This is a genomic window from Nonomuraea recticatena, from assembly GCF_039533245.1.
Lineage (GTDB): Bacteria > Actinomycetota > Actinomycetes > Streptosporangiales > Streptosporangiaceae > Nonomuraea > Nonomuraea roseola.
The window spans coordinates 24,366-48,500 of record NZ_BAAATE010000043.1; the positions used below are offsets into that span (position 1 = coordinate 24,366).

Annotated in this window: 20 protein-coding genes; 14 read left to right on the forward strand and 6 right to left on the reverse strand. The window is 72.1% G+C overall.

What is annotated here, in order from left to right; all coding sequences use genetic code 11:
* Nucleotides 1-69 precede the first annotated feature (69 nt).
* From ABFX50_RS44710 to ABFX50_RS44720, 3 genes are all read left to right on the forward strand, one after another.
* Nucleotides 70-519: a hypothetical protein gene (locus tag ABFX50_RS44710; RefSeq protein ID WP_346117528.1), complete on the forward strand. Its 450-nt coding sequence runs from the start codon at nucleotides 70-72 to the stop codon at nucleotides 517-519.
* A gap of 91 nt (nucleotides 520-610) precedes the next feature.
* Nucleotides 611-1,909 (forward strand): MFS transporter, encoded by a 1,299-nt coding sequence (locus ABFX50_RS44715; RefSeq protein WP_346155773.1) that lies wholly within the window; start codon nucleotides 611-613, stop codon nucleotides 1,907-1,909.
* Nucleotides 1,910-2,104: 195 nt separating this feature from the next.
* Nucleotides 2,105-2,728 (forward strand): hypothetical protein, encoded by a 624-nt coding sequence (locus ABFX50_RS44720; protein ID WP_346155777.1) that lies wholly within the window; start codon nucleotides 2,105-2,107, stop codon nucleotides 2,726-2,728.
* Nucleotides 2,729-2,746: 18 nt separating this feature from the next.
* Here ABFX50_RS44720 and ABFX50_RS44725 read toward each other — a convergent pair whose 3' ends face one another.
* Nucleotides 2,747-3,541 (reverse strand): class I SAM-dependent methyltransferase, encoded by a 795-nt coding sequence (locus tag ABFX50_RS44725; protein ID WP_346155778.1) that lies wholly within the window; start codon nucleotides 3,539-3,541, stop codon nucleotides 2,747-2,749.
* Between the two features lie 158 nt (nucleotides 3,542-3,699).
* Here ABFX50_RS44725 and ABFX50_RS44730 point away from each other — a divergent pair, with 158 nt between their 5' ends.
* The 5 genes from ABFX50_RS44730 to ABFX50_RS44750 are packed head-to-tail and all read left to right on the forward strand — an operon-like array spanning nucleotide 3,700 to nucleotide 11,551.
* The gene (locus tag ABFX50_RS44730) at nucleotides 3,700-7,509 is read left to right on the forward strand and encodes a Pls/PosA family non-ribosomal peptide synthetase (RefSeq protein ID WP_346155781.1); all 3,810 of its coding nucleotides are present in this window, start codon (nucleotides 3,700-3,702) and stop codon (nucleotides 7,507-7,509) included.
* The gene (locus tag ABFX50_RS44735) at nucleotides 7,500-8,753 is read left to right on the forward strand and encodes a M1 family metallopeptidase (RefSeq protein ID WP_346155783.1); all 1,254 of its coding nucleotides are present in this window, start codon (nucleotides 7,500-7,502) and stop codon (nucleotides 8,751-8,753) included. Before ABFX50_RS44730 ends, ABFX50_RS44735 begins: the two co-directional genes overlap by 10 nt.
* 24 nt (nucleotides 8,754-8,777) lie before the next feature.
* Complete coding sequence (locus ABFX50_RS44740) at nucleotides 8,778-9,212, forward strand: DUF6789 family protein (protein WP_346155785.1); 435 nt, start codon at nucleotides 8,778-8,780, stop codon at nucleotides 9,210-9,212.
* Between the two features lie 21 nt (nucleotides 9,213-9,233).
* A complete protein-coding gene (locus ABFX50_RS44745; RefSeq protein WP_346155788.1) occupies nucleotides 9,234-10,316 on the forward strand; it encodes a cation diffusion facilitator family transporter in 1,083 nt (360 codons plus the stop codon).
* A gap of 56 nt (nucleotides 10,317-10,372) precedes the next feature.
* A complete protein-coding gene (locus ABFX50_RS44750) occupies nucleotides 10,373-11,551 on the forward strand; it encodes a zinc-dependent alcohol dehydrogenase (RefSeq protein WP_346155791.1) in 1,179 nt (392 codons plus the stop codon).
* A gap of 100 nt (nucleotides 11,552-11,651) precedes the next feature.
* On the opposite strand, the gene ABFX50_RS44755 is transcribed toward ABFX50_RS44750, so the two are convergent.
* On the reverse strand, nucleotides 11,652-12,686 hold the full coding sequence (locus ABFX50_RS44755; protein ID WP_346155795.1) for an NAD-dependent epimerase/dehydratase family protein: 1,035 nt from the start codon (nucleotides 12,684-12,686) through the stop codon (nucleotides 11,652-11,654).
* An 81-nt stretch (nucleotides 12,687-12,767) separates the two neighbouring features.
* On the opposite strand from ABFX50_RS44755, the gene ABFX50_RS44760 reads away from it, so the two are divergent.
* Entirely contained in the window at nucleotides 12,768-13,115 is a 348-nt protein-coding gene (locus ABFX50_RS44760) for an MmcQ/YjbR family DNA-binding protein (protein WP_346155797.1), read from the forward strand.
* Here ABFX50_RS44760 and ABFX50_RS44765 read toward each other — a convergent pair.
* A complete protein-coding gene (locus ABFX50_RS44765) occupies nucleotides 13,094-14,029 on the reverse strand; it encodes a serine hydrolase (protein WP_346155800.1) in 936 nt (311 codons plus the stop codon). The two genes, ABFX50_RS44760 and ABFX50_RS44765, sit on opposite strands and share 22 nt — an antisense overlap.
* A gap of 83 nt (nucleotides 14,030-14,112) precedes the next feature.
* On the opposite strand from ABFX50_RS44765, the gene ABFX50_RS44770 reads away from it, so the two are divergent.
* On the forward strand, nucleotides 14,113-16,590 hold the full coding sequence (locus ABFX50_RS44770) for an ATP-dependent Clp protease ATP-binding subunit (protein ID WP_346155803.1): 2,478 nt from the start codon (nucleotides 14,113-14,115) through the stop codon (nucleotides 16,588-16,590).
* Here the strand turns inward: ABFX50_RS44770 and ABFX50_RS44775 are convergent.
* Nucleotides 16,587-17,618, reverse strand: coding sequence for an aldo/keto reductase (locus ABFX50_RS44775; protein WP_346155806.1), 1,032 nt, complete (start codon nucleotides 17,616-17,618; stop codon nucleotides 16,587-16,589). The two genes, ABFX50_RS44770 and ABFX50_RS44775, sit on opposite strands and share 4 nt — an antisense overlap.
* Before the next feature lie 5 nt (nucleotides 17,619-17,623).
* Complete coding sequence (locus tag ABFX50_RS44780) at nucleotides 17,624-18,277, reverse strand: SDR family oxidoreductase (protein WP_346155809.1); 654 nt, start codon at nucleotides 18,275-18,277, stop codon at nucleotides 17,624-17,626.
* Nucleotides 18,278-18,376: 99 nt separating this feature from the next.
* On the opposite strand from ABFX50_RS44780, the gene ABFX50_RS44785 reads away from it, so the two are divergent.
* From ABFX50_RS44785 to ABFX50_RS44800, 4 genes are all read left to right on the forward strand, one after another.
* Nucleotides 18,377-18,811, forward strand: coding sequence for a hypothetical protein (locus tag ABFX50_RS44785; protein ID WP_346155813.1), 435 nt, complete (start codon nucleotides 18,377-18,379; stop codon nucleotides 18,809-18,811).
* Between the two features lie 18 nt (nucleotides 18,812-18,829).
* The gene (locus ABFX50_RS44790) at nucleotides 18,830-19,519 is read left to right on the forward strand and encodes an HAD family hydrolase (RefSeq protein WP_346155816.1); all 690 of its coding nucleotides are present in this window, start codon (nucleotides 18,830-18,832) and stop codon (nucleotides 19,517-19,519) included.
* Between the two features lie 82 nt (nucleotides 19,520-19,601).
* Nucleotides 19,602-21,026 carry an NADP-dependent phosphogluconate dehydrogenase gene (gene gndA, locus ABFX50_RS44795; RefSeq protein WP_346155819.1) on the forward strand — a complete coding sequence of 475 codons (1,425 nt, stop codon included), beginning with the start codon at nucleotides 19,602-19,604 and terminating at the stop codon, nucleotides 21,024-21,026.
* A gap of 385 nt (nucleotides 21,027-21,411) precedes the next feature.
* A complete protein-coding gene (locus ABFX50_RS44800; protein ID WP_346155822.1) occupies nucleotides 21,412-23,349 on the forward strand; it encodes a sialidase family protein in 1,938 nt (645 codons plus the stop codon).
* Here the strand turns inward: ABFX50_RS44800 and ABFX50_RS44805 are convergent.
* Nucleotides 23,330-24,106: an acyl-CoA thioesterase domain-containing protein gene (locus ABFX50_RS44805; protein ID WP_346117489.1), complete on the reverse strand. Its 777-nt coding sequence runs from the start codon at nucleotides 24,104-24,106 to the stop codon at nucleotides 23,330-23,332. The two genes, ABFX50_RS44800 and ABFX50_RS44805, sit on opposite strands and share 20 nt — an antisense overlap.
* Nucleotides 24,107-24,135: the final 29 nt, after the last annotated feature.

Sequence of the window (24,135 nt, forward strand, 5' to 3'; positions counted from 1 at the left end):
CAGTCTCGCACCACCGCCAAAAACCCGCAAACACTGTAGGTTAAGCATGTTTTAGTAGGGTGTGCGGTGATGACAGATCACAGTGTTTCCGAAGAACTGCGCGCGATGGAGCGAGACCAGTGCACCGCCTGCCTCGGCACCGCCGAGGAGGAGATCGTGCCCGGCTACAACCGGCCCTGCCGCGCGTGCGCGGGCACCGGCCGCCGCCGTGAGCAGCTGATCTGGCAGCTGGCCCACGACGAGGCCGCACAGCTGATCACCCTGCCCGTGGTGCGCGACCTCGTGAAGCAGACCAGGGGCCCGTTCCGGCTGTCGGAGATCGCCGACGCGGTGCGGGCCGCGCTCAACCTGCCCGTGGGACGACTGCCCGTCGGGCCTCGTGTGCGCGACCTGCTGCTGGACATGCAGGCGGCCGACGAGATCGTGATGGTCTCCGCGCCCGACGAACTGCTGGAGGGCACCGAGGTCGTCCTGCACCGCGACCCCGCATGGGAACGGGTCCGCACCCTCGGCGCCTGACGCCCCGCTTTCCTCCGCGCCCGGCAGCGATGACGCCGTGCGCTTCCATGCGCCTGCCCCAGAAATGTATTAGCGCTGTTATATTTGGCCCATGCCATTCAGGGACAGGCTGATCGATCTTCGCCCCCTCCGCTCCAGCCGGCCCTTCCGCGACCTGTGGGCCGGATCCTCCCTCGCCTCGCTCGGTCAGCAGATCGCCGCCGTCGCCGTCCTGTTCCAGGTCTGGCAACTCACGCACAGCCCGCTCTGGACCGGCGCCATCGGCCTCGCGACCGCCGCGCCCCTGCTGCTGCTCGGGCTGGTCGGCGGTTGGCTTGCCGACGCCGCCGACCGCAGGACGCTCGTCCGCCTCACCACCGCGGGCCAGGTCGTGACGGCCGTCGGCCTGACGGCGCAGGCGGTCGCCGGCAACACCTCGGTCCTGCTGCTGCTCACCCTCGTCGCCGCGCAGTCCGGCTGCGCGGCCCTCGGCGCCCCCTCGCGGCGCACCCTGCCCGTCCTGCTGCTGCCCGCCGGCCAGGTCGCCGCCGGGCTCGCCCTGCAGAACGTCGCCTTCCAGGCCTCCATGCTGGCCGGTCCCGCCCTCGCAGGCGTCGTGCTCGCGCAGTGGGGACCGCCCGCCGCGTACGCGCTCCAGGCCGTCGCCTGCCTGGCCTCGCTGGTCACCACGGCCGGGCTGCCCGCACTGCCGCCGCAGCGCACCGGCGCCCGCCAGGAGACGGCGAAGCGGAGGCGTCCTGCTCGCGGGGGATGGCGGGTCATCCTGCGGCGTCCCACGCTGTGGGGCTCCTTCGCCACCGACGTGGCCGCGACCGTTCTGGCCATGCCGATCGCGATCTTCCCGCTGATCAACGAGGTCCGCTTCGGCGGTGACCCCCAGACGCTCGGGCTGTTCCTGTCCGCCATCGCGGTCGGCGGCATCGGCGCGGGCCTGCTCTCGGGAACCGTCACGCGGCTGCGTCGCGCCGGCCTCGTCCAGCTCCTCGCGGCCACGATCTGGGGTCTGGCCCTGGCGGGCTTCGGCCTGGCGGGCCCCCTCTGGACGGCTCTGGGCTGTTTGGTGCTCGCCGGTGCCGCCGACACCGTGGCGGTGGTGACCAGGGGCGCGCTGGTCCAACTGGAGGCGCCGGACCAGTACAGGGGGCGGGTGTCCTCCGTCGAGCACGTCATCGGTGTCGCGGGGCCCGAGGTGGGCAACTTCAGGGGCGGACTGCTCGCCTCTCTCACGTCGGCGCCCGTGGCGCTGGCGGCGGGCGGCGTGACGGCCGCGCTCACCGTCGCCGCCGTCGCGCTGGCCAACCGCCCCCTGCGCGAGTACCGCACCCCGCCATCCGAGTCACAGGATCTCCACCCGGTTCCGTGCCATGAGCCTGAAGGGGGCGCCGTCTGATCAGGACCGCGGACCGTGTGCGACCTGGCCGCCGAGACCCCGGCGCCGTGCGACGGAAGGACACCGGGGGCCGACCCTGGTCGTAGGCCTCCTCCTACGAAAGTCGCTGGCGCCGGTCGTCTGTTCGGCCGAAGCGCCCGCCGCTGGACGAGCGCGAAGATCCTTCGTATCTTCCGTCCCTTCCAGGAGCAGCGCATGACCACCCGCCCGCACGCCGGCCCCGTCCACGGGGAAGCGGCTCCCACCCGTCAGATCGTTCTGCGCACCGCGGCCTTGACGTTCGTCCCCGTGGTGCTCGCCGTCGCCGGTCTGCTGCACCCCCACCACCTGACACAGGAGACCGCCGAAAGGTGGGTCACCCTGCACCTGCTGCTCCTGCCGGTGTTCCCCCTGCTAACGGGGACACTCCTGCTGCTTGTGCGCGGGCTGCGAGGAGCGTGGGTGACGACCGTGCGGGTCGGCTCCTACATCTACGCGATCTTCTACACCAGCCTCGACGCGATCGCCGGGGTCGCCTACGGCACGATGGTGGCCAACGCCGACGATCTAGCCTCCCTGGCCAGGATCGGCCCCGCCGTCGACGTCGTCGGCGGGACGCTGGGGCTGATCGGCTCGGCGGGCTTCCTGCTGGCCTCGGTCGCGACGACCGCGGCCCTGGCCTCGCGTCACGGCGGGCGGCGCGTGGCGCTCGGCGGAACGGTCCTGATCGCCGCTTCCGTCCTGTGGCTGGGCAGCCACATCTACTGGCCCGAGGGCGTGCTCACGGTGCTCGGCCTGGGCCTGGGGTTCGGCCTGCTCACCGTCTCGACACAGAGATAGCTCGACACCGGCAGGGCGTCAGACACGGCAGAGGATCTCGCCGTGCAGGACGGACATCCAGCCGTCGCCCGAGGCGGCCCACTCGCGCCAGCCGTCCGAGATCCGCCGCAGGCCGGCCTCCGTGGCCGCGCCCGAGGCCAGCGCCTGTGCGGCCATGTCGGAGCTCAGGATCCGCTCGGCCCACATGCCGCCCCACCACGCTCTGTCCGCCTCGGTGGCAAAACACCAGGTGGAGGAGGTGGCGGTGACGTCGGTGAACCCCGCCTCGCGGGCCCACGACAGCAGGCGGCGCCCGGCCTCTGGCTCGCCGCCGTTGGCGCGGGCCACTTTCTGGTACAGCTCCATCCACTCATCCAGCGCGGGCACCAGGGGATACCAGGCGAAGGCCCGGTAGTCGCTGTCGCGGACGGCGACCACGCCGCCCGGCCTGGTCACCCTGCGCATCTCGCGCAGCGCCCGCACCGGGTCGCCGACGTGCTGCAGGACCTGGTGGGCGTGGACCACGCAGAAGGTGTCGTCGGGGTGGTCCAGCGCGTGGACGTCGGCGACGGCGAAGGTGGCGTTGGTCACGCCGCGCCTGGCCAGCTCCGCCCTCGACAGCTCCAGCGCCTGCTCGCTGACCTCGGTGACGGTCAGGTGGCCCACCCGCGCGGCCAGGTCGGCGCTGATGGTGCCGGGCCCCGCGCCGACGTCCAGGACCTTCATGTGCGGGAGCAGGTGGGGCAGCAGGTAGGCGGCCGAGTTCTCGGCGGTGCGCCACCGATGGGAGCGCAGAACGGACTCGTGATGACCATGGGTGTAAACAGCGTTCATAGCCACGAACCCTAGCTGATTCTCACATTTCAAGAAGATCTGTCTCATATGAGGAGACAGTGTGCGCGCATGTCCTATGAATGCGGGGAATACCGGAGGACAATGCCACGTTGGCGTCGCTGTCCCCTCACCCCTGGAGCCGCGCCTTGCGTCCGTCCGTGGCCGATCCGCAGGAGCTCGCCATCCGCGCCGTCTACACCTCAGGGCCGGCGGCGGCGCCCCCGCGTACCCTGCTCGACATCTTCCAGGCCACGGTGGCCCGCCATCCGGGCGCGCCCGCCCTCGACGACGGCGCGGCGTCCTTCACCTACGCAGAGCTGTCCGCCGAGGTGGCGAGGGTCGCCGCCGAGCTGGTGGAGGCGGGGGTACGGCGCGGCGACAGGGTCGGCGTGCGGGTGCCCTCGGGCACCACCGAGCTCTACGTCACGATCCTGGCCGTCCTGACAGCGGGCGCCGCCTACGTGCCCGTCGACGCCGACGACCCCGAGGAGCGGGCCGAACTGGTCTTCGCCGAGGCGGGTGTCAAGGCGGTGGTGACCGACAAGATCACCCTGGCCGACAACGGCACGCCGGCCGACTCGACGACGCCCGCCGACCGGCTCATCGTGTCCGGCGAACGGCCGGCCGAAGCTCTCGCAGGCCCGCCCTCCCCTGCGGACGACGCCTGGATCATCTTCACCTCGGGTTCGACCGGCAGGCCCAAGGGCGTGGCCGTCACCCATCGCAGCGCCGCCGCCTTCGTCGACGCCGAGGGGGGCCTGTTCCTGTCCGGCCGTCCCCTCGGCCCAGGTGACCGCGTGCTGGCCGGGCTCTCGGTCGCCTTCGACGCCTCCTGCGAGGAGATGTGGCTGGCGTGGCGGCACGGCGCCTGCCTGGTCGCCGCCCCCCGATCGCTGGTGCGCACCGGCATGGACCTCGGCCCCTGGCTGGTCGCCCACGGCATCACGGCCGTCTCGACGGTGCCCACCCTGGCCGCGCTCTGGCCCGCGGAGACGCTCGACGACGTCCGGCTGCTGATCTTCGGAGGCGAGGCCTGCCCTCCCGAGCTGGCCGCCCGCCTGGCCGTCGAAGGCAGAGAGGTCTGGAACACCTACGGCCCCACCGAGGCGACGGTCGTGGCCAGCGCCGCCCTGATGACCGGTGAGGGGCCCGTGCGGATCGGCCTGCCGCTGGACGGCTGGGACCTGGCCGTCGTGGACGCCCAGGGCGAGCCCGTCGAGATGGGCGGCACCGGCGAGCTGATCATCGGCGGGGTCGGCCTGGCCCGCTACCTCGACCCGGCCAAGGACGCCGAGAAGTACGCCCCCCTGCCCAGCCTCGGCTGGGAGCGCGCCTACCGCAGCGGTGACCTGGTCCGCGCCGAGCCCGAAGGACTCGTCTTCGCCGGTCGCGCCGACGAGCAGATCAAGCTCGGCGGGCGGCGGATCGAGCTGGGCGAGGTCGACGCGGCGCTCAGCGCGCTGCCCGGCGTGGCGGGAGCGGCGGCCGCCGTCAGGGGTCAGCTGCTGGTCGGCTACCTCGTGACGGGCGACGACTTCGACCTCGCCGAGGCGAGGGAGCTGCTGCACGACTCGCTGCCGGCCGCGCTGGTGCCGCGCCTGGCCGTCGTGGAGGAGCTGCCCACCCGCACCTCCGGCAAGATCGACAGGGACGCGCTCCCCTGGCCGCTGCCAGGCTCGCAGCCCGGGGCGGGCGGGTGGCCCGCCGAGCAGTGGGCCGCGGTGCTCGGCGTCGCTCCCGAAGGGCCCGACAGCGACTTCTTCACCGAGGGCGGCGGCAGCCTCTCGGCCGCGCGGCTGGTGTCGGCCCTGCGGGCACGCTACCCGGAGGTGACGGTCGCCGACCTGTACGAGCATTCGACGCTGGGCGGGCTGACCGCGCTGCTGGAGCGGTCGAGCCCGCGCGCCGCCACGGGCGAGGCCCGGCGGGTCAGGCCCATGCCGAAGAGCGCCTCGATCGCGCAGGTCGCGCTGATGGTGCCGTTGATGACCGTGTCGGGGCTGCGGCTGACGGTCGTGGTCGCGGCGCTGGCGAACCTGCTCTGGACGCCGGTGACGAGCTGGTGGTGGATCGCGGCGGGCGCGCTGCTCCTGCTCTCCCCTCCTGGACGGCTCGCCCTGTCGGCCGGGTGCGCGCGGCTGCTGCTCGGCGGCCTGCGGCCGGGCGCCTACCCACGCGGCGGCGCCGTCCATCTGAAGCTGTGGTTCGCCGAGCAGTTCGCGGCCAGGCTGGGCCTGCCCGACCTGGGCAGCGCGCCGTGGATGTCCTGGTATGCCAGGCTGCTCGGCGCGCAGGTGGGCGAGGACGCCGACCTGCACTCCCCTCCCCCGATCACCGGCCTGCTCAGGCTCGGCAGGGGCGCCTCGGTCGAGCCCGAGGTCGACCTCAGCGGCGTGTGGTACGACGGCGATCTCGTGCGCGTCGGTGAGATCAGGATCGGCGCCGGCGCGACCGTCGGCTCGCGCTCGACGCTGCTGCCCGGCACCAAGATCGGTAAGAACGCGCAGGTCGCTCCGGGCTCGGCGGTCGAGGGGGCGATCCCCGCCGGTACGCGGTGGGCCGGAGCTCCCGCGGCCAGGCTCGGCAAGGCGCGCAGGACGGAGGAGCGCGCTGCCCGCTCGCGCCTCTGGGTGGGCGTGTACGCCCTGTCAGCCGTGGGTCTCAGCCTGCTGCCCGTGGCGGCCGCGGCGACGGGGCTCGCGGTGCTGCTGGCCATGGGCTCCTGGTGGGCGCTGCCGGTCGCCACGGTCGCGGGCATGGCGGTGTTCGCGCTGGTGACTCTCGTCAGCGTGCGGCTACTGTCGATCTGCCTGCATCCGGGCCAGTACCCGGTGCACAGCCGTCCCGCCTGGCAGGCGTGGGCGACGGGCAGGCTGATGGCCTCGGCGCGGGTGTGGCTCTTCCCGTTGTACGCGAGCATCCTCACCCCCGCGTGGCTGCGGGCGCTGGGCATGCGGGTGGGCCGCGACGTCGAGCTGTCCACGGTGCTCGCGCTGCCCAGCATGACCTCCGTCGGCGACGGCGCGTTCCTGGCCGACGACACGATGGTGGCGCCGTACGAGCTCGACGGCGGCTGGATGCGCATCGCAGAGGCGCGCATCGGCAAGCGCGCCTTCCTCGGCAACTCGGGGATGACCGCGGCAGGGCGCAAGGTGCCGAAGGACGGCCTGGTCGGCGTGCTGTCGGCGACGCCGAAGAAGGCCAAGTCCGGCTCGTCGTACCTGGGCATGCCGCCGGTCGAGCTGCGCCGTACCAACGAGACGGGCGACCGCAGCCGCACCTACGATCCGCCGTGGCGGCTGAAGGCCGCCCGCGCGCTGGTCGAGAGCCTCCGCCTGCTGCCCGCGACCTGCACGGTCGCGCTCGCGGTGCTGAGCGCGGGCGCCATCGCCCAGCTGGCCCAGGCGTACGGCGTCGCCGTCGCCGCCCTGGCCGGAGGCCCGGTGCTGCTGGCCGCGGGCGCGCTCGCCGCCGCGACCGCCAGCCTGGCCAAGTGGGCGCTCCTGGGCAGGATCGCGCGCGGCGACAGGCCGCTGTGGAGCTCGTTCGTATGGCGTAATGAGCTGGCCGACAACTTCGTCGAGGTGCTGGCCGCGCCCTGGTTCGCCGAGCCGTGGCTGGGCAGCGCCCCGCTGAACGTGTGGCTGCGCTCACTCGGGGCAAGCATCGGGCATGGGGTCTCCTGCCACACCTACTGGCTGCCCGAGGCGGATCTGGTGAGCCTCGGCGACGGCGCCTGCGTCAACCGCGGTTGTGTGTTGCAGACGCATCTGTTCCATGATCGGGTCATGAGCATCGACACAGTCGACCTCGGCGCGGGCGCGACGCTCGGCCCGCACGGGGTCGTCCTGCCCGCCGCCAGGATCGGCGCGCACACCACGGTCGGGCCCGCGTCACTGGTGATGCGAGGCGAGGACGTCCCGGAGGGCACCCGGTGGTTCGGCAACCCGATCTCCCCATGGCGCTGAGCCCCTACTTCCCCGGCCACGGGGATCCGCGCTACGGCGTCGCCCACTACGACCTCGACCTTCGCTACCGCCTGTCCACCAACTGGCTGAGCGGCACGGCCACGCTGTCGGCGCGCACCGTGGAGCCGCTGGTCGACCTGGAGCTCGATCTCGGCCCGTTCAGGGTCAACTCGGCCAAGGTCGACGGCGTGGGCGTCAGGCACACCCACCGCGCGGGCAGGCTCAGGGTGCTGCTCGACAGGCCCAGGCCGGCCGACGCGCCGCTCTCGATCGAGATCGCCTATGCCGGGCGGCCGCACCCGGTCGCCAGCCCGTTCGGCGGCGTGGGCTGGGAGGAGCTGACCGACGGGGCGATGGTGGCCAGCCAGCCGACCGGCGCGCCCTCCTGGTTCCCCTGCAACGACCGTCCCGACGACAAGGCGACCTACTCGTTCACGGTGTCGACGGCCTCGGCCTACCAGGTGCTCACCAACGGGGCTCCGGTGGCCAGGAGGCGCTCGGCGGGGGCGACGACGTGGGTCTTCTCGCCCACGGAGCCGATGGCGACCTACCTGGCGAGCGTGCAGATCGGCCGCTACCAGACGAGCGAGGGGCTGGCCTGCCCGGCCAGGCTGGCCGGTAAGGCGCGCCACGACTTCGGACGGCAGAGTCAGATGATGGCGCTGTTCACCGAGCGCTTCGGCCCCTACCCCTTCGCCGGGTACACCGCGGTCGTCACCGACGACGACCTGGAGATCCCGGTCGAGGCGCAGGGCCTGTCGATCTTCGGGCGCAACCACGTCGACGGGCGGCGCGGCTTCGAACGGCTGGTCGCGCACGAGCTCGCGCACCAGTGGTTCGGCAACAGCCTGACGTTGGCCAGGTGGAACAACATCTGGCTGCACGAGGGCTTCGCCGCCTACGCCGAGTGGATCTGGTCGGAGGCCTCGGGCGGGGAGAGCGCGGCCGAGCTGGCCGCACGCTGGCACCAGCGGCTGTCGGCCATGCCGCAGGACTTCACGCTCGCCGACCCCGGCCCTGCCCTGCTCTTCGACGACCGCGTCTACAAGAGGGGGGCGCTCACGCTGCACCATCTGCGCACGACGATGGGCGACGCGGCGTTCTTCTCGATGGTCAGGGCGTGGACGGCCGCACACAGGCACGGCAGCGTCAGCACCGCCGCCTTCCTCGCGCACGCGCCCTCGGAGCTGGAGCCGATGCTGTCCTCCTGGCTGTACGGCAGGGCGCTGCCCCGTTTTCCCTGACCTCCTCGGGGCAGTCGCACCCCCATGATGGACCACATCTTCAGGGGAGCGCTCGCGGGCGCGAAGGCGACGACGGCGATGAGCGGGGTCATGCTCGCGGGGGACAGGCTGGGTCTGATGCGCGACCAGCCGCCCAAGCGCATCGTCAGGGCGCTGCTCCCCGGCCATCCCCGCACGCCGAAGCAGGGGGAGAAACCGCTGGCCGTGCTGATGCACTACGCGTTCGGCGCGGGCGCGGGCGCGCTGCTGGCGCTGGTCACCAGGGGGCGCGGCGCGTCCTGGCCGGTCGGGGCCGCGTACGGCCTGGCGATCTGGCTGGCCAGCTATGAGGGCTGGGTCCCCGCGGTGGCGGCCATGCCGCCCGTCCACCGTGACCAGCCGGGGCGTCCGCTGGTGATGGCGGCGGGGCACGTGGTGTTCGGCTCGGTGCTGGCAGGGTCGCTGCGCAAGAACGCCTGAGACGGCCGAAGAGGTGAAGGCATGTCCGATCACACGCCCGCCGACGGCCACACACCCGCCCATGGGCACGGGCACGACCGTGGACACGGGCATGGACACGGGCATGGGCGTTCCGGTGGTGGGGTCAGGCGGCTGCTGTCCCTGGTGGGTCACGCGTTCACCGCGCACAGCCACGACAGCGCCGACAGGTCCGACCAGGCCCTGGAGTCCAGCGACAGAGGCATGCGGGTGCTGGGCGTCTCCTTCGCCGTCCTCATGGTCACCGCGACCGTCCAGGCCGTCATCGTGGCCCGTTCGGGCTCGGTGGCGCTGCTGGGCGACACCCTGCACAACTTCGCCGACGCGCTGACGGCGATCCCGCTGGCCATCGCGTTCACGCTGGGCAAGCGCGCCGCCACGCGCCGCTTCACCTACGGCTACGGCAGGGCCGAGGACCTCGCGGGGATCGTCATCGTGCTGCTGATCGCCGCCTCGGCGGGGCTGGCCGGCTACGAGGCCGTCAGGCGCCTCCTGGACCCGCAGGAGGTGCGGGCGCTGGGCTGGGTGGCCGCCGCGGGCGCGATCGGCTTCCTCGGCAACGAGTGGGTCGCCCGCTACCGCATCAGGGTCGGGCGTGAGATCGGCTCGGCCGCCCTGGTGGCCGACGGCCTGCACGCGCGCACCGACGGCTTCACCTCGCTCGCCGTGCTCCTCGGCGCGGGCGGCGCGGCGCTCGGCCTCCCCCTCGCCGACCCTGTCGTCGGCCTGCTGATCACGGTCGCCATCCTGTTCGTGCTGCGCGACGCGACGCGCGAGATCTACCACCGGCTGATGGACGCGGTCGATCCCGCGCTGGTCGAGAGGGCCGAGGCCGTGCTGGCGTCGGTGCCGGGCGTGCGGCGGGCAGGCTCGGTGCGGCTGCGCTGGATCGGTCACGCGTTGCGCGCCGAGGTGGACATCGTGGTGAGCCACGAACTGACGCTGGTGCAGGCGCACGCCGTCGCGGTGGAGGCCGAGCACCGGCTCATCCACGACCTGCGGGGCCTGCGCGCCGCCACGGTGCACGCCGATCCCGACGGCCCCACCGGCGCCGACCAGCACGCCGTCCTGGTCGAGCACCGGTAGGAGCGGCCGTCACGGGCGCGGCCGTTTCGGCGGTGTCTCACGGGTAGGCGGTTGCCATGAAAGCACTCACCTGGCACGGCAAGCGTGACGTCCGGGTCGAGGACGTCCCCGATCCTTCGATCAAGGAACCGACCGACGCGATCATCAAGGTCACCACGGCCGCCATCTGCGGCTCGGACCTGCACCTGTACGAGGTGCTCGGCCCGTTCATGGGCGAGGGCGACATCCTCGGCCACGAGACGATGGGCGTGGTGGAGGAGGTAGGCGCCGAGGTCACCCAGATCAGACCCGGCGAGCGGGTGGTCATCCCGTTCAACATCTCCTGCGGGCACTGCCACCTGTGCCGCATGGAGCTCTACGCGCAGTGCGAGACCACACAGGTGCGCGAGCACGGCACGGGAGCGGCCCTGTTCGGCTACACCAAGCTGTACGGGCAGGTGCCCGGCGGCCAGGCGGAGTTCCTCAGGGTGCCGCAGGCGCAGTTCGGCCCTGTCACCGTGCCGGAGGGCCCGCCCGACGAGCGCTTCCTCTACCTGTCCGATGTGCTGCCGACCTCCTGGCAGGCCGTGCAGTACGCCGACCTGCCCGAGGGCGGCAGCCTCACGGTCTTCGGGCTCGGCCCGATCGGCCAGATGAGCGCCCGCATCGCCAAGCACCGCGGCCACCGCGTCATCGGCGTGGACGGCGTGCCCGAGCGCCTGGAGATGGCCAGGCGGCACGGCGTCGAGGTGCTGGACGCCCGCGACCTCGACGTGCCCGACAAGATCCGCGACCTCACCGGCGGCAGGGGCACCGACTCGGTCATCGACGCGGTCGGCATGGAGGCGCACGGCTCGCCGGTCGCCAAGTTCGGCCACGCGGTCACCGGGCTGCTGCCCGACATGGTGGCCGCGCCGCTGATGCGCACCGCGGGCGTGGACAGGCTGGCCGCGCTCAACCAGGCCATCGACACCGTACGGCGCTGCGGCACCATCTCCGTCGTCGGCGTCTACGGCGGGATGGCCGACCCGATGCCCATGCTGAAGATGTTCGACAAGGGCATCACGCTCCGCATGGGGCAGGCCCACGTCCGGCGCTGGATCCCGCACCTGATGCCGCTCGTGCTGGACGACAGCGACCCCCTGGGCGTCATGGACCTGGCCACGCACCGCCTCCCGCTCGCCGAGGCGCCGCACGGCTACGAGATCTTCCAGAAGAAGCGGGACGGCGCCATCAAGGTGCTGCTCAAGCCCTGAGCCGCCGCCTGTCACGCGTGAGCCCCGGCCATGGCTTCCGGGGCTCACGCTCCTGCGTGGTCTGCTGCGAATCGACTCTCGTCACCTGGTCGCCGGCGGGTCAGGGTCTGGCGCCGACCCCCGTGGTGAACTCCTCCTTCAGGTGGCCGGGCGCCAGGGGCGGGGTGTCCATGCCCGCTCCTCCCGACATCCCCTCGATCATCTCGCGCATCGCCTGCGCGGCGCCGTACTGGGGCTGCCAGCCCAGCTCGGTGCGGGCTCTGGTGGTGTCGAGGACGGGCAGGCTGAGCGCCATCTCGAGCAGGCCGGGTGAGGCCGGGATGAGGCGCGCGTGCCAGCCGGCCGCGACGGCGGTCCTGGCCAGCCACGGCGAGAGGGGAACCAGGCGCGCGCCGAACAGGTCGGCCAGCTCGGCCGCGCCGAGGACCGGCTCGGCGGCCAGGTTGAAGGCGCCCGACACCTCGGAGACGACGGCCAGCCGGTAGGCCTGGGCGGCGTCGGAGGTGTGCAGCGCCTGCACGCGCAGTCCCGGGATGTCGGGGATGAGCGGCATGCGGTGTACCAGCCTGCCGGGCAGGAACGGCCCGCCGAACAGCCGCCGCTGCTCGCTGGCCGCCTCCCGCTTGAAGATGAACGCGGGACGCATCCTGACCACCCTGATGGCCGGGTGATCGCGCTCGAACAGGTCGAGGACGCGTTCGACGTAGGCCTTCTCCCTGCTGTAGGCCGCGCGTGGCCAGCCGTGCGTGGGCCAACTCTCGTCGACCGCGTGGTCCTTGAGGCCCGGGGAGTAGGCGCCCACGGACGAGGCGTGGATCAGTGCGGGGACCCGTGCCTGGGCGACGGAGCGGAAGACGGCCATGCTGCCGAGCACGTTGGCGCGCCAGGTGACCAGCGGGTCCCTCGTCGGCTGGAACAGCCAGGCCAGGTGGATCACGGCGTCGGCGCCCTCGAACACCCCTGTCAGATCGTCCTCGGCGACGTCGGCGGTGTGCCAGCTGGTCTTGGGCCCCGGACTCCATCGGGGCCTGCGGCGGGCGACGCCGACGACGGAGGTGACGCGGTGTTCGGATTCGAGCGACTCCAGCACGCTGGTTCCGACGTTTCCTGACGCGCCGACCACGATGACTCTCATGAAGCGCGACTGCCCGGACGAATACCGATCAAACCGGACATGGGCGAACCTGGAGGCCTGGCCGACCACTAGATTGGCGGCATGGTCACGGTCGAGGACGTACGCCGCCTGACGTCGAAGTTTCCCCGCTCCTCCGAGCACCTGATCCGCGATCGCGTGAAGTTCCGCGTGGGCTCCATCGTCTACGTCGCCTTCTCCAGAGACGAGACGATCATGGGGTTCGGCTTCCCCAAGGAGGAGCGGGCCGCGCTCGTGGCGGCCGAGCCCGACAAGTTCCTCATGCCGTCCGAGAGCGACCTGCGCTTCCACTGGGTGCAGGCGCGCATGGCCGCGCTCGACGAGCCCGAGATGCGCGAGCTGGTGACCGAGGCGTGGCGGATGGCGGTGCCGAAGAAGGTCTACGCCGCCTATCTGGAGACGCTCAGGTAGAGCTCGCGCGCCAGCGCGGTGGTGCGCTTCACCGAGTCGCTCCAGCCGCCGCCCGCCGGATGCGCGGTGAGCAGCACCAGGATCAGCCTGTCGTCCTTGCCGACCAGCCCGGTCGTGTGCAGGACGGGCCTGCCCAGGTCGGGAACCCCTGATCGCGAGCCCGACCGCGCCGCAGGGCGCGCGGGGGCCGGGGCGGCGAGGGCCATGGGGGCGGCGGCCACGGGAGCGGTCGAGGAGAGCGCGGGAGTGGCCGGGGCCGCGAGGGCGCCGCCCGCGGGGCGCCCCGAGCACTTCACCGGCGGCACGGTCCCGAAACCGGACCAGCCCTGCTTGACCGCCCAGGGGCGGGGCACGCCGTCCGGGATGCCGAAGGTCTGGTCGAAGCCGTCGCTGCCGCAGGGGGTCGCCTGCCTCAGGTGCCCGACGATCAGGTCGCGCACCCTCGGCGCCGCCCTGTCCATCAGGTAGCGGTAGGTCCTGGCCACGTCGTAGGCGCTCAGCGAGGTGTAGCCCCAGAAGCCGGGCTTGTCGGCGGGCGGCGGGGCGGTGTCGGCCAGGCCGAGCCGCCTGGCCGTACGGGTCACGATGGCGCCCTTGCCGCCGCGGTCCCAGAAGGCCGAGGCCGCGTCGTCGTCGCTGGAGCGCAGCATGATCTTGAGTTGCGCGAGGTCGCGGGCGGACGGCTTGGCGGTCCGCTCGAGGAAGTCGATCGCGATGAGAATCTTGATCACCGAGGCGGACCTGAACGCCCTGTGCGCGAGCCGGTGCGCGACGATCTTCCCCGCCACCCTGTCGAAGACCACGTAGCCGGCCGTCGTCCCCGGCGGCACCTTGGGCGGAGCGGCGGCCAGCGCGGGCGTGCCCGCCAGGAGGGGGACGGCGGCGGCCACGGCCAGCCATGGCTTGATTCGCATCCGCCATGTTTATCAGAGGCGGACCACAACAGCTTTGCCGCAGGCTGGGCTTGTGTGGGGAAATGTCCGGCAACGGGCTCCTTATGTCGGATACGCCATTCGGGTCCTTCTTCGGCGACCCATTCAGAGGGTTCGAGCAGCTCAGCGGCCGGGTGTTCGGCGGCATGGAGTCCTGGCCTCCCACCCGGCCCAGCGTGCAGCGCGTCGACGTGGGCAGGCTGCTGAGCGAGCCTGCCAGGCAGCTGCTGGCGAGAGCCGTCCAGATCGCCGCCGACAGGGGCGCCCCCGACGTCGACGTCCTGGACCTGCTGGCCGCGGCCACCGAGGAGGAGCCGGGCCGGGCTCTGCTGCTGTCGTCCGGCGCCGACCCCGGCAAGCTGCGCGAGCGCGCGGAAAGCGTGTCCCATGGCGGGGCGCCGGGCGAGGCGCCCACCACCTTCTCCCCCGCCGCCAAGCGCGCGGTGCTCGACGCCCAGCGCGTCTCGCGCGCTCTCGGCGCCTCCTACATCGGCCCCGAACACCTGCTGCTCGCCCTCGCCGCCAACCCCGACTCCACCGCCGCCCGCCTGCTGGCCGAGCAGGGCGTCTCCGCCGGCGAGCTGCAGACCGCCACCCTCGCCGAGCCCGAGCGCGGCCTCACGCCGAAGGGCGAGACCCCCGCGCTCGACGAGTACGGCAGAGACCTGACGGAGGAGGCGAGGAAGGGCGGCCTCGACCCCGTCGTCGGCAGGGAGGAGGAGATCGAGCAGGCCATCGAGGTCCTCTCGCGCCGCACCAAGAACAACCCGGTCCTCATCGGCGAGCCAGGCGTCGGCAAGACCGCCATCGTCGAGGGCATCGCCCAGCGCATCGTCAACGGCAGCGTGCCCGACACGCTCAAGGACCGCAGGGTGGTCGCGCTCGATCTGACCGGCATGGTGGCGGGCTCGAAGTACAGGGGCGAGTTCGAGGAACGGATCAAGAAGGTCATCGACGAGGTGCGCCGGCACTCCGACGAGATCGTGGTGTTCATCGACGAGGTGCACACCCTGGTCGGCGCGGGCTCGGCCGAGGGCGGCATGGACGCGGCCAACATTCTCAAGCCTGCCCTGTCCAGGGGCGAGCTGCACGTCGTCGCGGCCACCACCATCGACGAGTACCGCAAGCACATCGAGAAGGACGCCGCCCTGGAACGCCGCTTCCAGCCCGTGCTGGTGCCCGAGCCGAGCGTCGAGGACACCGTCGGCATCCTCGCGGGGCTGCGTGACGCCTACGAGGCCCACCACCAGGTCCGCATCACCGACGACGCCCTCGACGCGGCCGCGAGCCTGTCGGCCCGCTACATCGCCGACCGCTTCCTGCCCGACAAGGCCATCGACCTGATGGACCAGGCCGCCGCCAGGGTGCGGCTGCGTGCCCGCACGCCCGCCGCCGACGTGCGCGAGCTGGAGGAGCGGCTGGCGTCGCTGCGCAGGGAGAAGGACCAGGCGGTCGCGGGCGACGAGTTCGACAGGGCGAAGGAGCTGACCTCGGAGATCGACAGGCTCAGGCCCGAGCTCGAGAACGCCCGTCACGGCCACGACACCGTGCCGGAGGTGACCATGGCCGACATCGCCGAGGTGGTCTCGCGGCGCACCGGTATCCCCGTCTCGCAACTCACCGAGCAGGAGCGCGACCGGCTGCTGCGCCTGGAGCAGCACCTGCACGAGCGCGTCATCGGCCAGGACGAGGCGGTCACCGCGGTCGCCGAGGCCGTACGGCGGGCGAGGGCGGGCCTGTCGGACCCCAACAGGCCGATCGGCAGCTTCCTCTTCCTCGGCCCGACGGGCGTGGGCAAGACCGAGCTGGCCAGGGCTCTGGCCGGAGCGCTGTTCGGCGGCGAGGACCACATGGTCCGCATCGACATGAGCGAGTTCGGCGAGCGGCACACCACGGCCAGGCTGGTGGGCGCGCCGCCCGGATACGTCGGCTACGAGGAGGCGGGGCAGCTGACCGAGGCCGTCCGCCGCCGACCGCACACCGTGGTGCTGCTCGACGAGATCGAGAAGGCGCACCCCGACGTCATGAACCTGCTGCTGCAGATGCTCGACGACGGCCGCCTCACCGACGGGCAGGGCCGCACGGTCGACTTCACCAACGCCATCGTGATCATGACGAGCAACCTCGGCGCCCAGCTCATCCTGCATGGCGGCGACGACGTCGAGGAGCAGCTCATAAACCTGCTGAAGTCGACGCTCAAGCCCGAGCTGCTCAACCGCATCGACGAGACGATCATCTTCACGCGCCTGGCCGGCGAGCAGCTGCGCCAGATCGTGGACCTGCTGCTGGAGAAGACCAGGCAGCGGCTGCGCGGCCAGGGCATCGAGCTGAGCGTCAGCGACCAGGCCAAGGACTGGCTGGTTGAGCACGGCTACCAGCCCGAGTTCGGGGCGCGGCCGCTGCGTCGTACCGTGCAGCGGGAGCTGGACAACCGGCTGTCGTCGCTGCTGCTGGGCGGCCAGGTGAAGGAGGGCGACACCGTGGAGGTGGACGTGAGCGGCGGCGGCCTCGAGGTGAAGGTCGCCGCCGCCCAGGTGGCCTAGCGACGGCGCAGGCTCGCGTCGGTCAGCGCGGGCGGCCGCCAGCCGCTGTCGCCCGCGTTCAGCGTGACGCCGGGCGGGACGATCTCGTCGATCCTGTCGAGCACGTCGTCGCTCAGCCTCACCTCGTCGGCGCCGAGCTGACCCTCCAGGTGCTCCATGGTCCTCGGTCCGATGATGGCCGAGGTCACCCCTGGATGCCGCAGGGTGAAGGCCAGGGCCAGGTGGATCAACGTCAGCCCCGCCTCCTCCGCCAGCACCGCGAGCTGTTCCACGACCTCCAGCTTGCGCTGGTTGGCCGGCAGCGACAGGTCGTAGCGCTCGGGGATGCGCGCGGCCCTGCGCGACTGCGGCGTCTCGGCGCCCTGGCGGTAGCGTCCCGACAGCCAGCCGCCCGCCAGCGGGCTCCACACGATGGCGCCCATGCCGTACTTCTGGACCACGGGCAGCACGTCGGCCTCGATGCCGCGCACCAGCAGGGAGTACGGCGGCTGCTCGCACACGAACCGCTCGAGGCCGCGCCGCTCGGCCGCCCAGTGCGCCTCGACCAGCTGGTGGGCGGGGAAGGTGGAGCTGCCGACGTAGCGGACCTTGCCCTGCCGTACGAGGTCGGTCAGCGCGCCGAGCGTCTCCTCGATGTCGGTGCCGGGGTCGGGCCTGTGGATCTGGTAGAGGTCGATCCAGTCGGTGCCCAGGCGGCGCAGGCTGTCCTCGACGGCCTGGAAGATCCAGCGCCTGGAGTTGCCGCGCTGGTTGGGCCCCTCCCCCATCACGCCGTGCACCTTGGTGGCCAGCACCACCTCCTCGCGCCTGCCCGACTTGGCCAGGGCCCGGCCGACGATCTCCTCCGACTCCCCCTGGGAGTAGACGTCGGCGGTGTCGATGAAGTTGACGCCCGAGTCGAGGGCGCGCTCGATGATCCTGGTGGACTCCTCCACGGAATGCTCGCCCCATCCGCCGAACATCATGGCGCCGAGGCAGAGCGGGCTGACCTTGAGACCGGTTCTTCCGAGTGCGCGGTATTCAGTCACATCTTTCAGAGTGCCTGAACAGCCCTGTCGAGGGGCACGTCGCCCTCCACCAGCTCCAGCGTCATGCTGGCGGTGCGGGGCTCGTCGAGCAGCGCCACCACCACCGCGGCCACGTCGTCGCGCGCCACCTTGCCCCTGGGCACCGGCGGCGGCGCGAGCAGGACACCGGCGGCGCCCGGCTCGTCGGTCAGACCGCCGGGCCGCAGGATCGTCCAGTCGAGGTCGCGGCCGCGCAGGTCGTCCTCCGCCGCGGTCTTGGCCGCGATGTAGGCCGCCCACACCTCGTCGGTGCCGGGACGCGGCGGCGCGCCCGCGCCCATCGAGGAGATCTGCACGAACCTGCGCACGCCCGCGCGCTCGGCGGCCTCGGCCAGCAGCACAGAGGCCCCCCTGTCGACGGTGTCCTTGCGGGCCGCCCCGCTGCCCCGACCCGCTCCCGCCGCGAAGACGACCGCGTCGGCACCGTCGAGGAGCTCGGCCACCTGCTCGGCCGAGGCGCTCTCCAGGTCGCAGACGACGGCCTGGCCGCCCGCCGACTCCACGTCGGCCCGATGATCGGGGTTGCGGACCAGCCCCACGGCCTGGTCCCCCCGCTCGGCCAGCCTGCGCTCCAGCAAAAGCGCGATCTTCCCGTGTCCACCAGCGATCAGCACACGCATGGCTCCAGCGTTTCACACGGGGAAGGCATGCGTTTCACCCGGTCACCTCATGACAGTGCGCATCTGGGAGCCGCGAGCGACCTCCCGCACGCTGAAGCCATGACAAAGACAGCCACACTCCGCTTCGCCTGGCACTTCGGCGAGATGCTCGTCGCGATGATCCTCGGCATGGTGCTGCTCGGCCCCGTGTGGGACGCGCTCACCTCCTGGCTCGGCCTCACGGCCCTGTTCGCCAGGACCGACGTCGCGGTCATGGTCATGGCCGCCGACATGACCGTCGCCATGACGATCTGGATGCGCTACCGGGGCCACTCCTGGGCCCCTGTCGCCGAGATGGGCGCGGCGATGTTCGTGCCGTTCCTGCTGCTCCTTCCGCCCCACTGGCTCGGCGCGCTGTCGGGAGAGGTCGTGATGATCGCCGGGCACGTCCTGATGCTGCCCGCCATGCTGGCCGCGATGCTGTGGCGCAGGGACGAGTACACGCGCGGCCACAAGGACCACGCGGGCCCGCCCGCCGTCGGCCGCCCGAGCTGACCTGACCACAATGGAGCAATGGACTACACCGCACCACCGGGGCCCGCCTTCCTGTTCGACCTCGACGGCACCCTGATCGACAGCGTCTACCAGCACGTCATCGCCTGGCGCAGCGCCCTGTCCGGCATGGGGGTCGACCTGTCGGTGTGGCGGATCCACCGCAGGATCGGCATGAGCGGCGGCCTGTTCGTCACCGCCCTGCTCAGGGAGACCGGCCTCAGCCTCACCCAGCAGCAGATCGACGACCTGCAGCAGGCGCACGCCGCCGCCTACCTGGAGCAGATCGACACGGTGCGGCCGCTGCCGGGCGCCATCGAGCTGCTGCGCGAGCTGACCCGGCGCCAGGTCCCCTGGGCCATCGCCACCAGCGGATACGCCAAGACCGCCCGCAGGGCGCTGGGCATGCTGAAGCTCCCTGACGACACCCCGATGGTCACCCGCGACCTGGTACGGCGCGCCAAGCCGGACCCCGACCTGTTCCTGGCCGGAGCCGCCCTGCTCGACGTCGACCCCCGCCACGCCATGGTCGTCGGCGACAGCGTCTGGGACCTGCTGGCCGCCAGAAGGGCGGGCGCGCTCGGCATCGGCCTGCAGTCCGGCGGGTACGGCAGGGACGAACTCGAACGCTCGGGCGCCTTCCGCGTCTACGCCGATCCGGCCGACATGCTCAACAGGCTCGACGAGCTCGGCGTGCGTCTGGGGGAATAACCGCGGGGCGCCGAACCGATCTGGTGAGGGACGCGTATCTTCCCGCGAACACCTCGCGCTTTTGTGCGAAACAGGAGCTGACATGGATCTGGCAGACATCGGCGTGACGGGGCTGGCCACGATGGGCCGCAACCTTGCCCGCAACTTCGCCCGCAACGGCTACGCGGTCGCGGTGCACAACCGCTCGCACAGCCGTACGGAGGCGCTGGTCAAGGAGTTCGGCGGCGAGGGCACCTTCCTGCCGTCGGAGGACGTGGCCGACTTCGTCGCCTCGCTCAAACGGCCACGCCGAGCGATCATCATGGTGAAGGCCGGCGCGGGCACCGACGCGGTCATCGACCAGTTGGCCGACCTGATGGAGCCGGGCGACATGATCGTCGACGGCGGCAACGCCCACTTCGAGGACACCAGGCGCAGGGAGGCGGCGCTGCGCGAGCGCGGCATCCACTTCGTCGGCACCGGCATCTCGGGCGGCGAGGAGGGCGCGCTGCTCGGCCCGAGCATCATGCCGGGCGGCTCCCGTGAGTCCTACGAGGCGCTCGGCCCCATGCTGGAAAGCATCGCGGCCCAGGTCGACGGTGTCCCCTGCGCGACCTACGTCGGGCCTGACGGCGCGGGCCACTTCGTCAAGATGGTGCACAACGGCATCGAGTACTCCGACATGCAGCTCATCGCCGAGTCCTACGACCTGCTGCGCCAGGCCCTCGGCGCCACGCCGGCCGAGCTGGCCCAAATCTTCAGGGAGTGGAACCAGGGCGACCTGGAGTCGTACCTGATCGAGATCACCGCCGAGGTGCTCGACCAGGTCGACGCCGAGACGGGCCGCCCGTTCGTGGACGTCGTGGTCGACCGTGCCGAGCAGAAGGGCACCGGCCGCTGGACCGTCCAGAGCGCGCTCGAACTGGGCGTCCCCGTCACCGGCATCGCCGAGGCGGTCTTCGCCCGCGCCCTGTCAGGCCATCCCGCCCAGCGCGAGGCCGCTCGCGGGCTCGAAGGCCCCTCGCTGTCGGGCGTCGCGGGCAAGGAGCTGGTCGAGGACGTGCGGCAGGCGCTGTACGCCTCCAAGATCGTGGCCTACGCCCAGGGCTTCGACCAGATCGCCGCCGCCTCCAAGGAGTACGGCTGGGACGTCGACCTCGGCGCGATGGCCACGATCTGGCGGGGCGGCTGCATCATCAGGGCGCGTTTCCTCGACAGGATCCGCGCCGCCTACGACGCCGACCCCACGCTGGCCACGCTGCTGGCCGACGAGGGCTTCGCGGGGGCGCTCGCGGCCGCGCAGGAGGCGTGGCGGCGGGTGGTGACCACGGCGGTGAAGATCGGGGTGCCGACCCCCGGCTTCTCCTCGGCGCTGGCCTACTACGACGGGCTGCGCAGGGACAGGCTGCCGGCGGCGCTGGTGCAGGGGCTGCGCGACTACTTCGGGGCGCACACCTACCAGCGGGTGGACAAGGAGGGCGCCTTCCACGTCGACTGGTCGGGCGACAGGGCCGAGCACACCGCGTGAGCGCCTTTACATTGTAGATTTTTCTGGAGCGCCGGGGATTTTACCCAATCCCCGGCGCTCCCGCGTCTTCCCATGCGTCTAACCGTGGACAGCTGACCTGCTAGGTCCTGGTTTCTCACCGTCTCGGCCGAAAGGACAACCGCGCCGCCCCATCTGACGTCAAGAGGCCCGTGACGGGGTACGGGCCTGATGTGACGGCCGGACCGAAGTCCTGCTGGAGTGGCGTGCATGGACAGAGGGTCACCGGTGACTACGGTGGGCTGTCGGAGGCTTGCCGTACAGCGGCGGGCAGGTGAACGTCGGGTGAGCACGCTCACCCGCGGGCACGGCTGCGACGGAAGATGGGTGGGTGAAGTGGCCCGAAGCGGATGTGGTGGGGCCGTGCGTGAGCGAGCCGGTGACGGTCTTCGCCACGGCGGACAGACGTGCGGACGGAGAGCTGGCGCACGAGGGCAACAGGGTTCCGGACATCGCGGTGCTCGATCAGGACACGCTGGTGGTCGGCTGGAGGTCGGGGGTGGCCGACCCCATGGACGCCACACCGGCCGACCAGGGATCGATCGGCTTCGCCCGCTCGGCCGACGGCGGGCGCACCTGGACCACGGGGACGCTGGCGGCGGCGACGGACACGCACCGCTACCACTACGTGATCTTCCTCAACGACTCCGGTGTGCTTTACGCCCTGCTGGGACGTATCACGATCAGCGAGGATCGCGACAGCGCGGGCAACGTCGACGGCTTTCCTGTCAGGATGGTCGCCAGGTGCAGCGCCGACGCGGGTGTGACATGGGAGGACTTTCCCCTCACGGTCGAGGTGCCGGACAACGGCAGGGGTGTCGTCGTGGCCGGCAAGCCGATCAGGCACGAGGGTGTGTGGCTGCTGCCGTACTGGCGGCAGACGGGGAGCGGCACCAAGGCAGGGGTGCTGCGATCGACGGACCTGCGGACGTGGCGCTCGGGCCGGCTGGCCGAGCCCCCGCGGGGAATCGGGGTGGAGGAGCCTCAGGTGGCGCCCGCTCAGGAGGGTGGCCTGGTGATGGTGGCCAGGGCGCTCGACCTGCGGGGCGGCTCGTCGCCGGAGGCCAGGGACGCGAGGTACCGCGCCCACGCGGCGCACGCGGCGGTGTCGAGGAGCGCGGACGGGGGACTCACCTGGGAACCGATGTCCCTGGACCCCCAGCTCCCGAATTATTACGTCAAGGGGTTCTTCACCACGGATGCCGAGGGGCGGTATCTCACGATCTACAACACCTTGGCGGGCCCTTTCAGGGGTGAGAGGCCCGAGCAGTACCGGGAGGTGCTGCACTACAAGGTCAAGCCGCAGGGCTGCCCGTGGGGGCCAGGACGGCTGTTCGCCGACGGGACCAGGCTGACCAGGGGCGCGGCGCGGGGCTGGGACGTCTACGCCAGCGCGCAGGAGTACGCGCCGGGCCGGTTCTTCGTCGTGTGGGAGCACAACCAGATCGCGATCAGGGTCGCCAGGCTCGACCTGACCCGCGCCTTCACCGGTGTCCGGCTGTCCGGCCCCGGCTCGGCGCCCCAGACCCCGCCCGCCGGTTTCGTGGCCACTGTGGAGGGCGACGACTTCGAGCTCACCATCGCCGGCCGGATGACCCTCGCGGTGGGAGCGGGCGGCGTGTCGCTGGACGGGCGCGCCGTCCTGGAGCCAGGAGGGACGCGCTGGCGGGTGGTGGCCGACCGGCGCGGCGAGGCCGCTCTGTGGCGCGACCTCACCGACACCGGCCTGCGCTGGCGCCTCCCGCCCGGGCCTGGCCTCGGCGAGGTGACCCTGACGGGACGGGCCACGGCCGAAGTCACCGACAACCTCGCAGGGCTGCCGTGGGCGGGCTGGACGCTGTCGGGCAGCCGCGTCACCGACGGCAGGCTCGACCTGCGCGGCTCGGCCACCGTCCCGCTGGAGATCACCGAGTCGTGCGACTTCACGGTGGAGTTCAGCGGCAGGGTCGTCGACGACAGCGCCCTCGACCCGGTCACCGGCCTCGGCGTCAGCCTCGGCACCAAGGTCGCCAACGGCGCCCGCAGGCTCATGATGACCGTCCAGAAGGGAGAGGTCTGGGCGATGCCCAAGGGCTCCTCCCGATGGGAACGCGTGCACAGGGGCCGCGCGGGGCTCTGGCGGGTCAGCGTCGACAGCGCGGGGGTGGCCAGGCTGTTCGCCGACGGCGCCGACACCGGCGCGAGGTGGGTGGTTCAGGACAGCCGCGAGCGCCCGCAGGCCACCCACTGGGTGAGCGCGACGGCAGGCGGCAACACCGCCGCCGCCCTCCTCGACTGGACCCTGGTCACCGCAACGCTCGGCTAGGAGGGTTGGCCACCGCCGTCACCGTCACGTACCCGATCGGTCCCTGCGCGTCGTGCATGACGCACTGCCCGAGCGCCACCCCTTCGTTGCCGAGGTGGCCGATGGTCTCCAGCCCGAGTTCGGGACTGCGCGGCAGGCGGCTGAGGGTGAGGGTGTAGTCGGCGTTGATGTAGTGCAGGCCCTCAGTGCCGACGTTGCTGAGCGGGCTGGCGAAGTCGGCGGCCAGCGCGGCCAGCGTGAACGGCGAGACCTCCTCGCCCTCCACCAGCGGGCGGACCTCCCTGACCCACGCCCTGTGCGGGCCCGGCCGCTCGCCCCAGCCGGTGAGCTGCCAGAGCTCGAACGGCAGCGGCGGCCCTCCTGGCGGCGGCGGGCCCTGCGGCAGCGGCTCCTCCCACGCCCTGGTGTGGGTCAGCGCCCCGGGGGGCTGCTCGCCGTTGCGCAGCAGGACGGCGCTGGCCCTGGCGACCTGGCCCTGCTCGGTCGAGAGGACGGCGTCGGCGACCCTGATCCTGCGGCCGTCCCTGACCCTGACGGTCTCCACCGTCAGCGGGAGCAGCGGGCTGTTGCGGAACAGGTCGACGGTCAGCCTCGCGAAGTGCAGCCCCTCCTCGCCGTGCTCGGCCTCGATGGCCCTGGCGGCCAGGCCGCCGAGCAGGCGGCCGTGCAGCATGTCGACGGCCCAGGGGCTGTGCGCGTGCGGCGCGGGGACGTACTCGCCTTTGGTGAGGGCGAAGAACGCCCCGAGATTATCCACAGAATGTGATTCTAAAACGTCGGCGGGGC

Coding starts and splice junctions, on each gene's coding strand:
- ABFX50_RS44780 (WP_346155809.1), bottom strand. CDS start 18,277: ATGCGTGTGCTGATCGCTGGTGGACACGGGAAGATCGCGCTTTTGCTG.
- ABFX50_RS44745 (WP_346155788.1), top strand. CDS start 9,234: ATGTCCGATCACACGCCCGCCGACGGCCACACACCCGCCCATGGGCAC.
- ABFX50_RS44750 (WP_346155791.1), top strand. CDS start 10,373: ATGAAAGCACTCACCTGGCACGGCAAGCGTGACGTCCGGGTCGAGGAC.
- ABFX50_RS44790 (WP_346155816.1), top strand. CDS start 18,830: ATGGACTACACCGCACCACCGGGGCCCGCCTTCCTGTTCGACCTCGAC.
- ABFX50_RS44785 (WP_346155813.1), top strand. CDS start 18,377: ATGACAAAGACAGCCACACTCCGCTTCGCCTGGCACTTCGGCGAGATG.
- ABFX50_RS44720 (WP_346155777.1), top strand. CDS start 2,105: ATGACCACCCGCCCGCACGCCGGCCCCGTCCACGGGGAAGCGGCTCCC.
- ABFX50_RS44710 (WP_346117528.1), top strand. CDS start 70: ATGACAGATCACAGTGTTTCCGAAGAACTGCGCGCGATGGAGCGAGAC.
- ABFX50_RS44755 (WP_346155795.1), bottom strand. CDS start 12,686: ATGAGAGTCATCGTGGTCGGCGCGTCAGGAAACGTCGGAACCAGCGTG.
- ABFX50_RS44725 (WP_346155778.1), bottom strand. CDS start 3,541: ATGAACGCTGTTTACACCCATGGTCATCACGAGTCCGTTCTGCGCTCC.
- ABFX50_RS44715 (WP_346155773.1), top strand. CDS start 611: ATGCCATTCAGGGACAGGCTGATCGATCTTCGCCCCCTCCGCTCCAGC.
- ABFX50_RS44770 (WP_346155803.1), top strand. CDS start 14,113: ATGTCGGATACGCCATTCGGGTCCTTCTTCGGCGACCCATTCAGAGGG.
- ABFX50_RS44740 (WP_346155785.1), top strand. CDS start 8,778: ATGATGGACCACATCTTCAGGGGAGCGCTCGCGGGCGCGAAGGCGACG.
- ABFX50_RS44735 (WP_346155783.1), top strand. CDS start 7,500: ATGGCGCTGAGCCCCTACTTCCCCGGCCACGGGGATCCGCGCTACGGC.
- ABFX50_RS44760 (WP_346155797.1), top strand. CDS start 12,768: ATGGTCACGGTCGAGGACGTACGCCGCCTGACGTCGAAGTTTCCCCGC.
- gndA (WP_346155819.1), top strand. CDS start 19,602: ATGGATCTGGCAGACATCGGCGTGACGGGGCTGGCCACGATGGGCCGC.
- ABFX50_RS44765 (WP_346155800.1), bottom strand. CDS start 14,029: ATGCGAATCAAGCCATGGCTGGCCGTGGCCGCCGCCGTCCCCCTCCTG.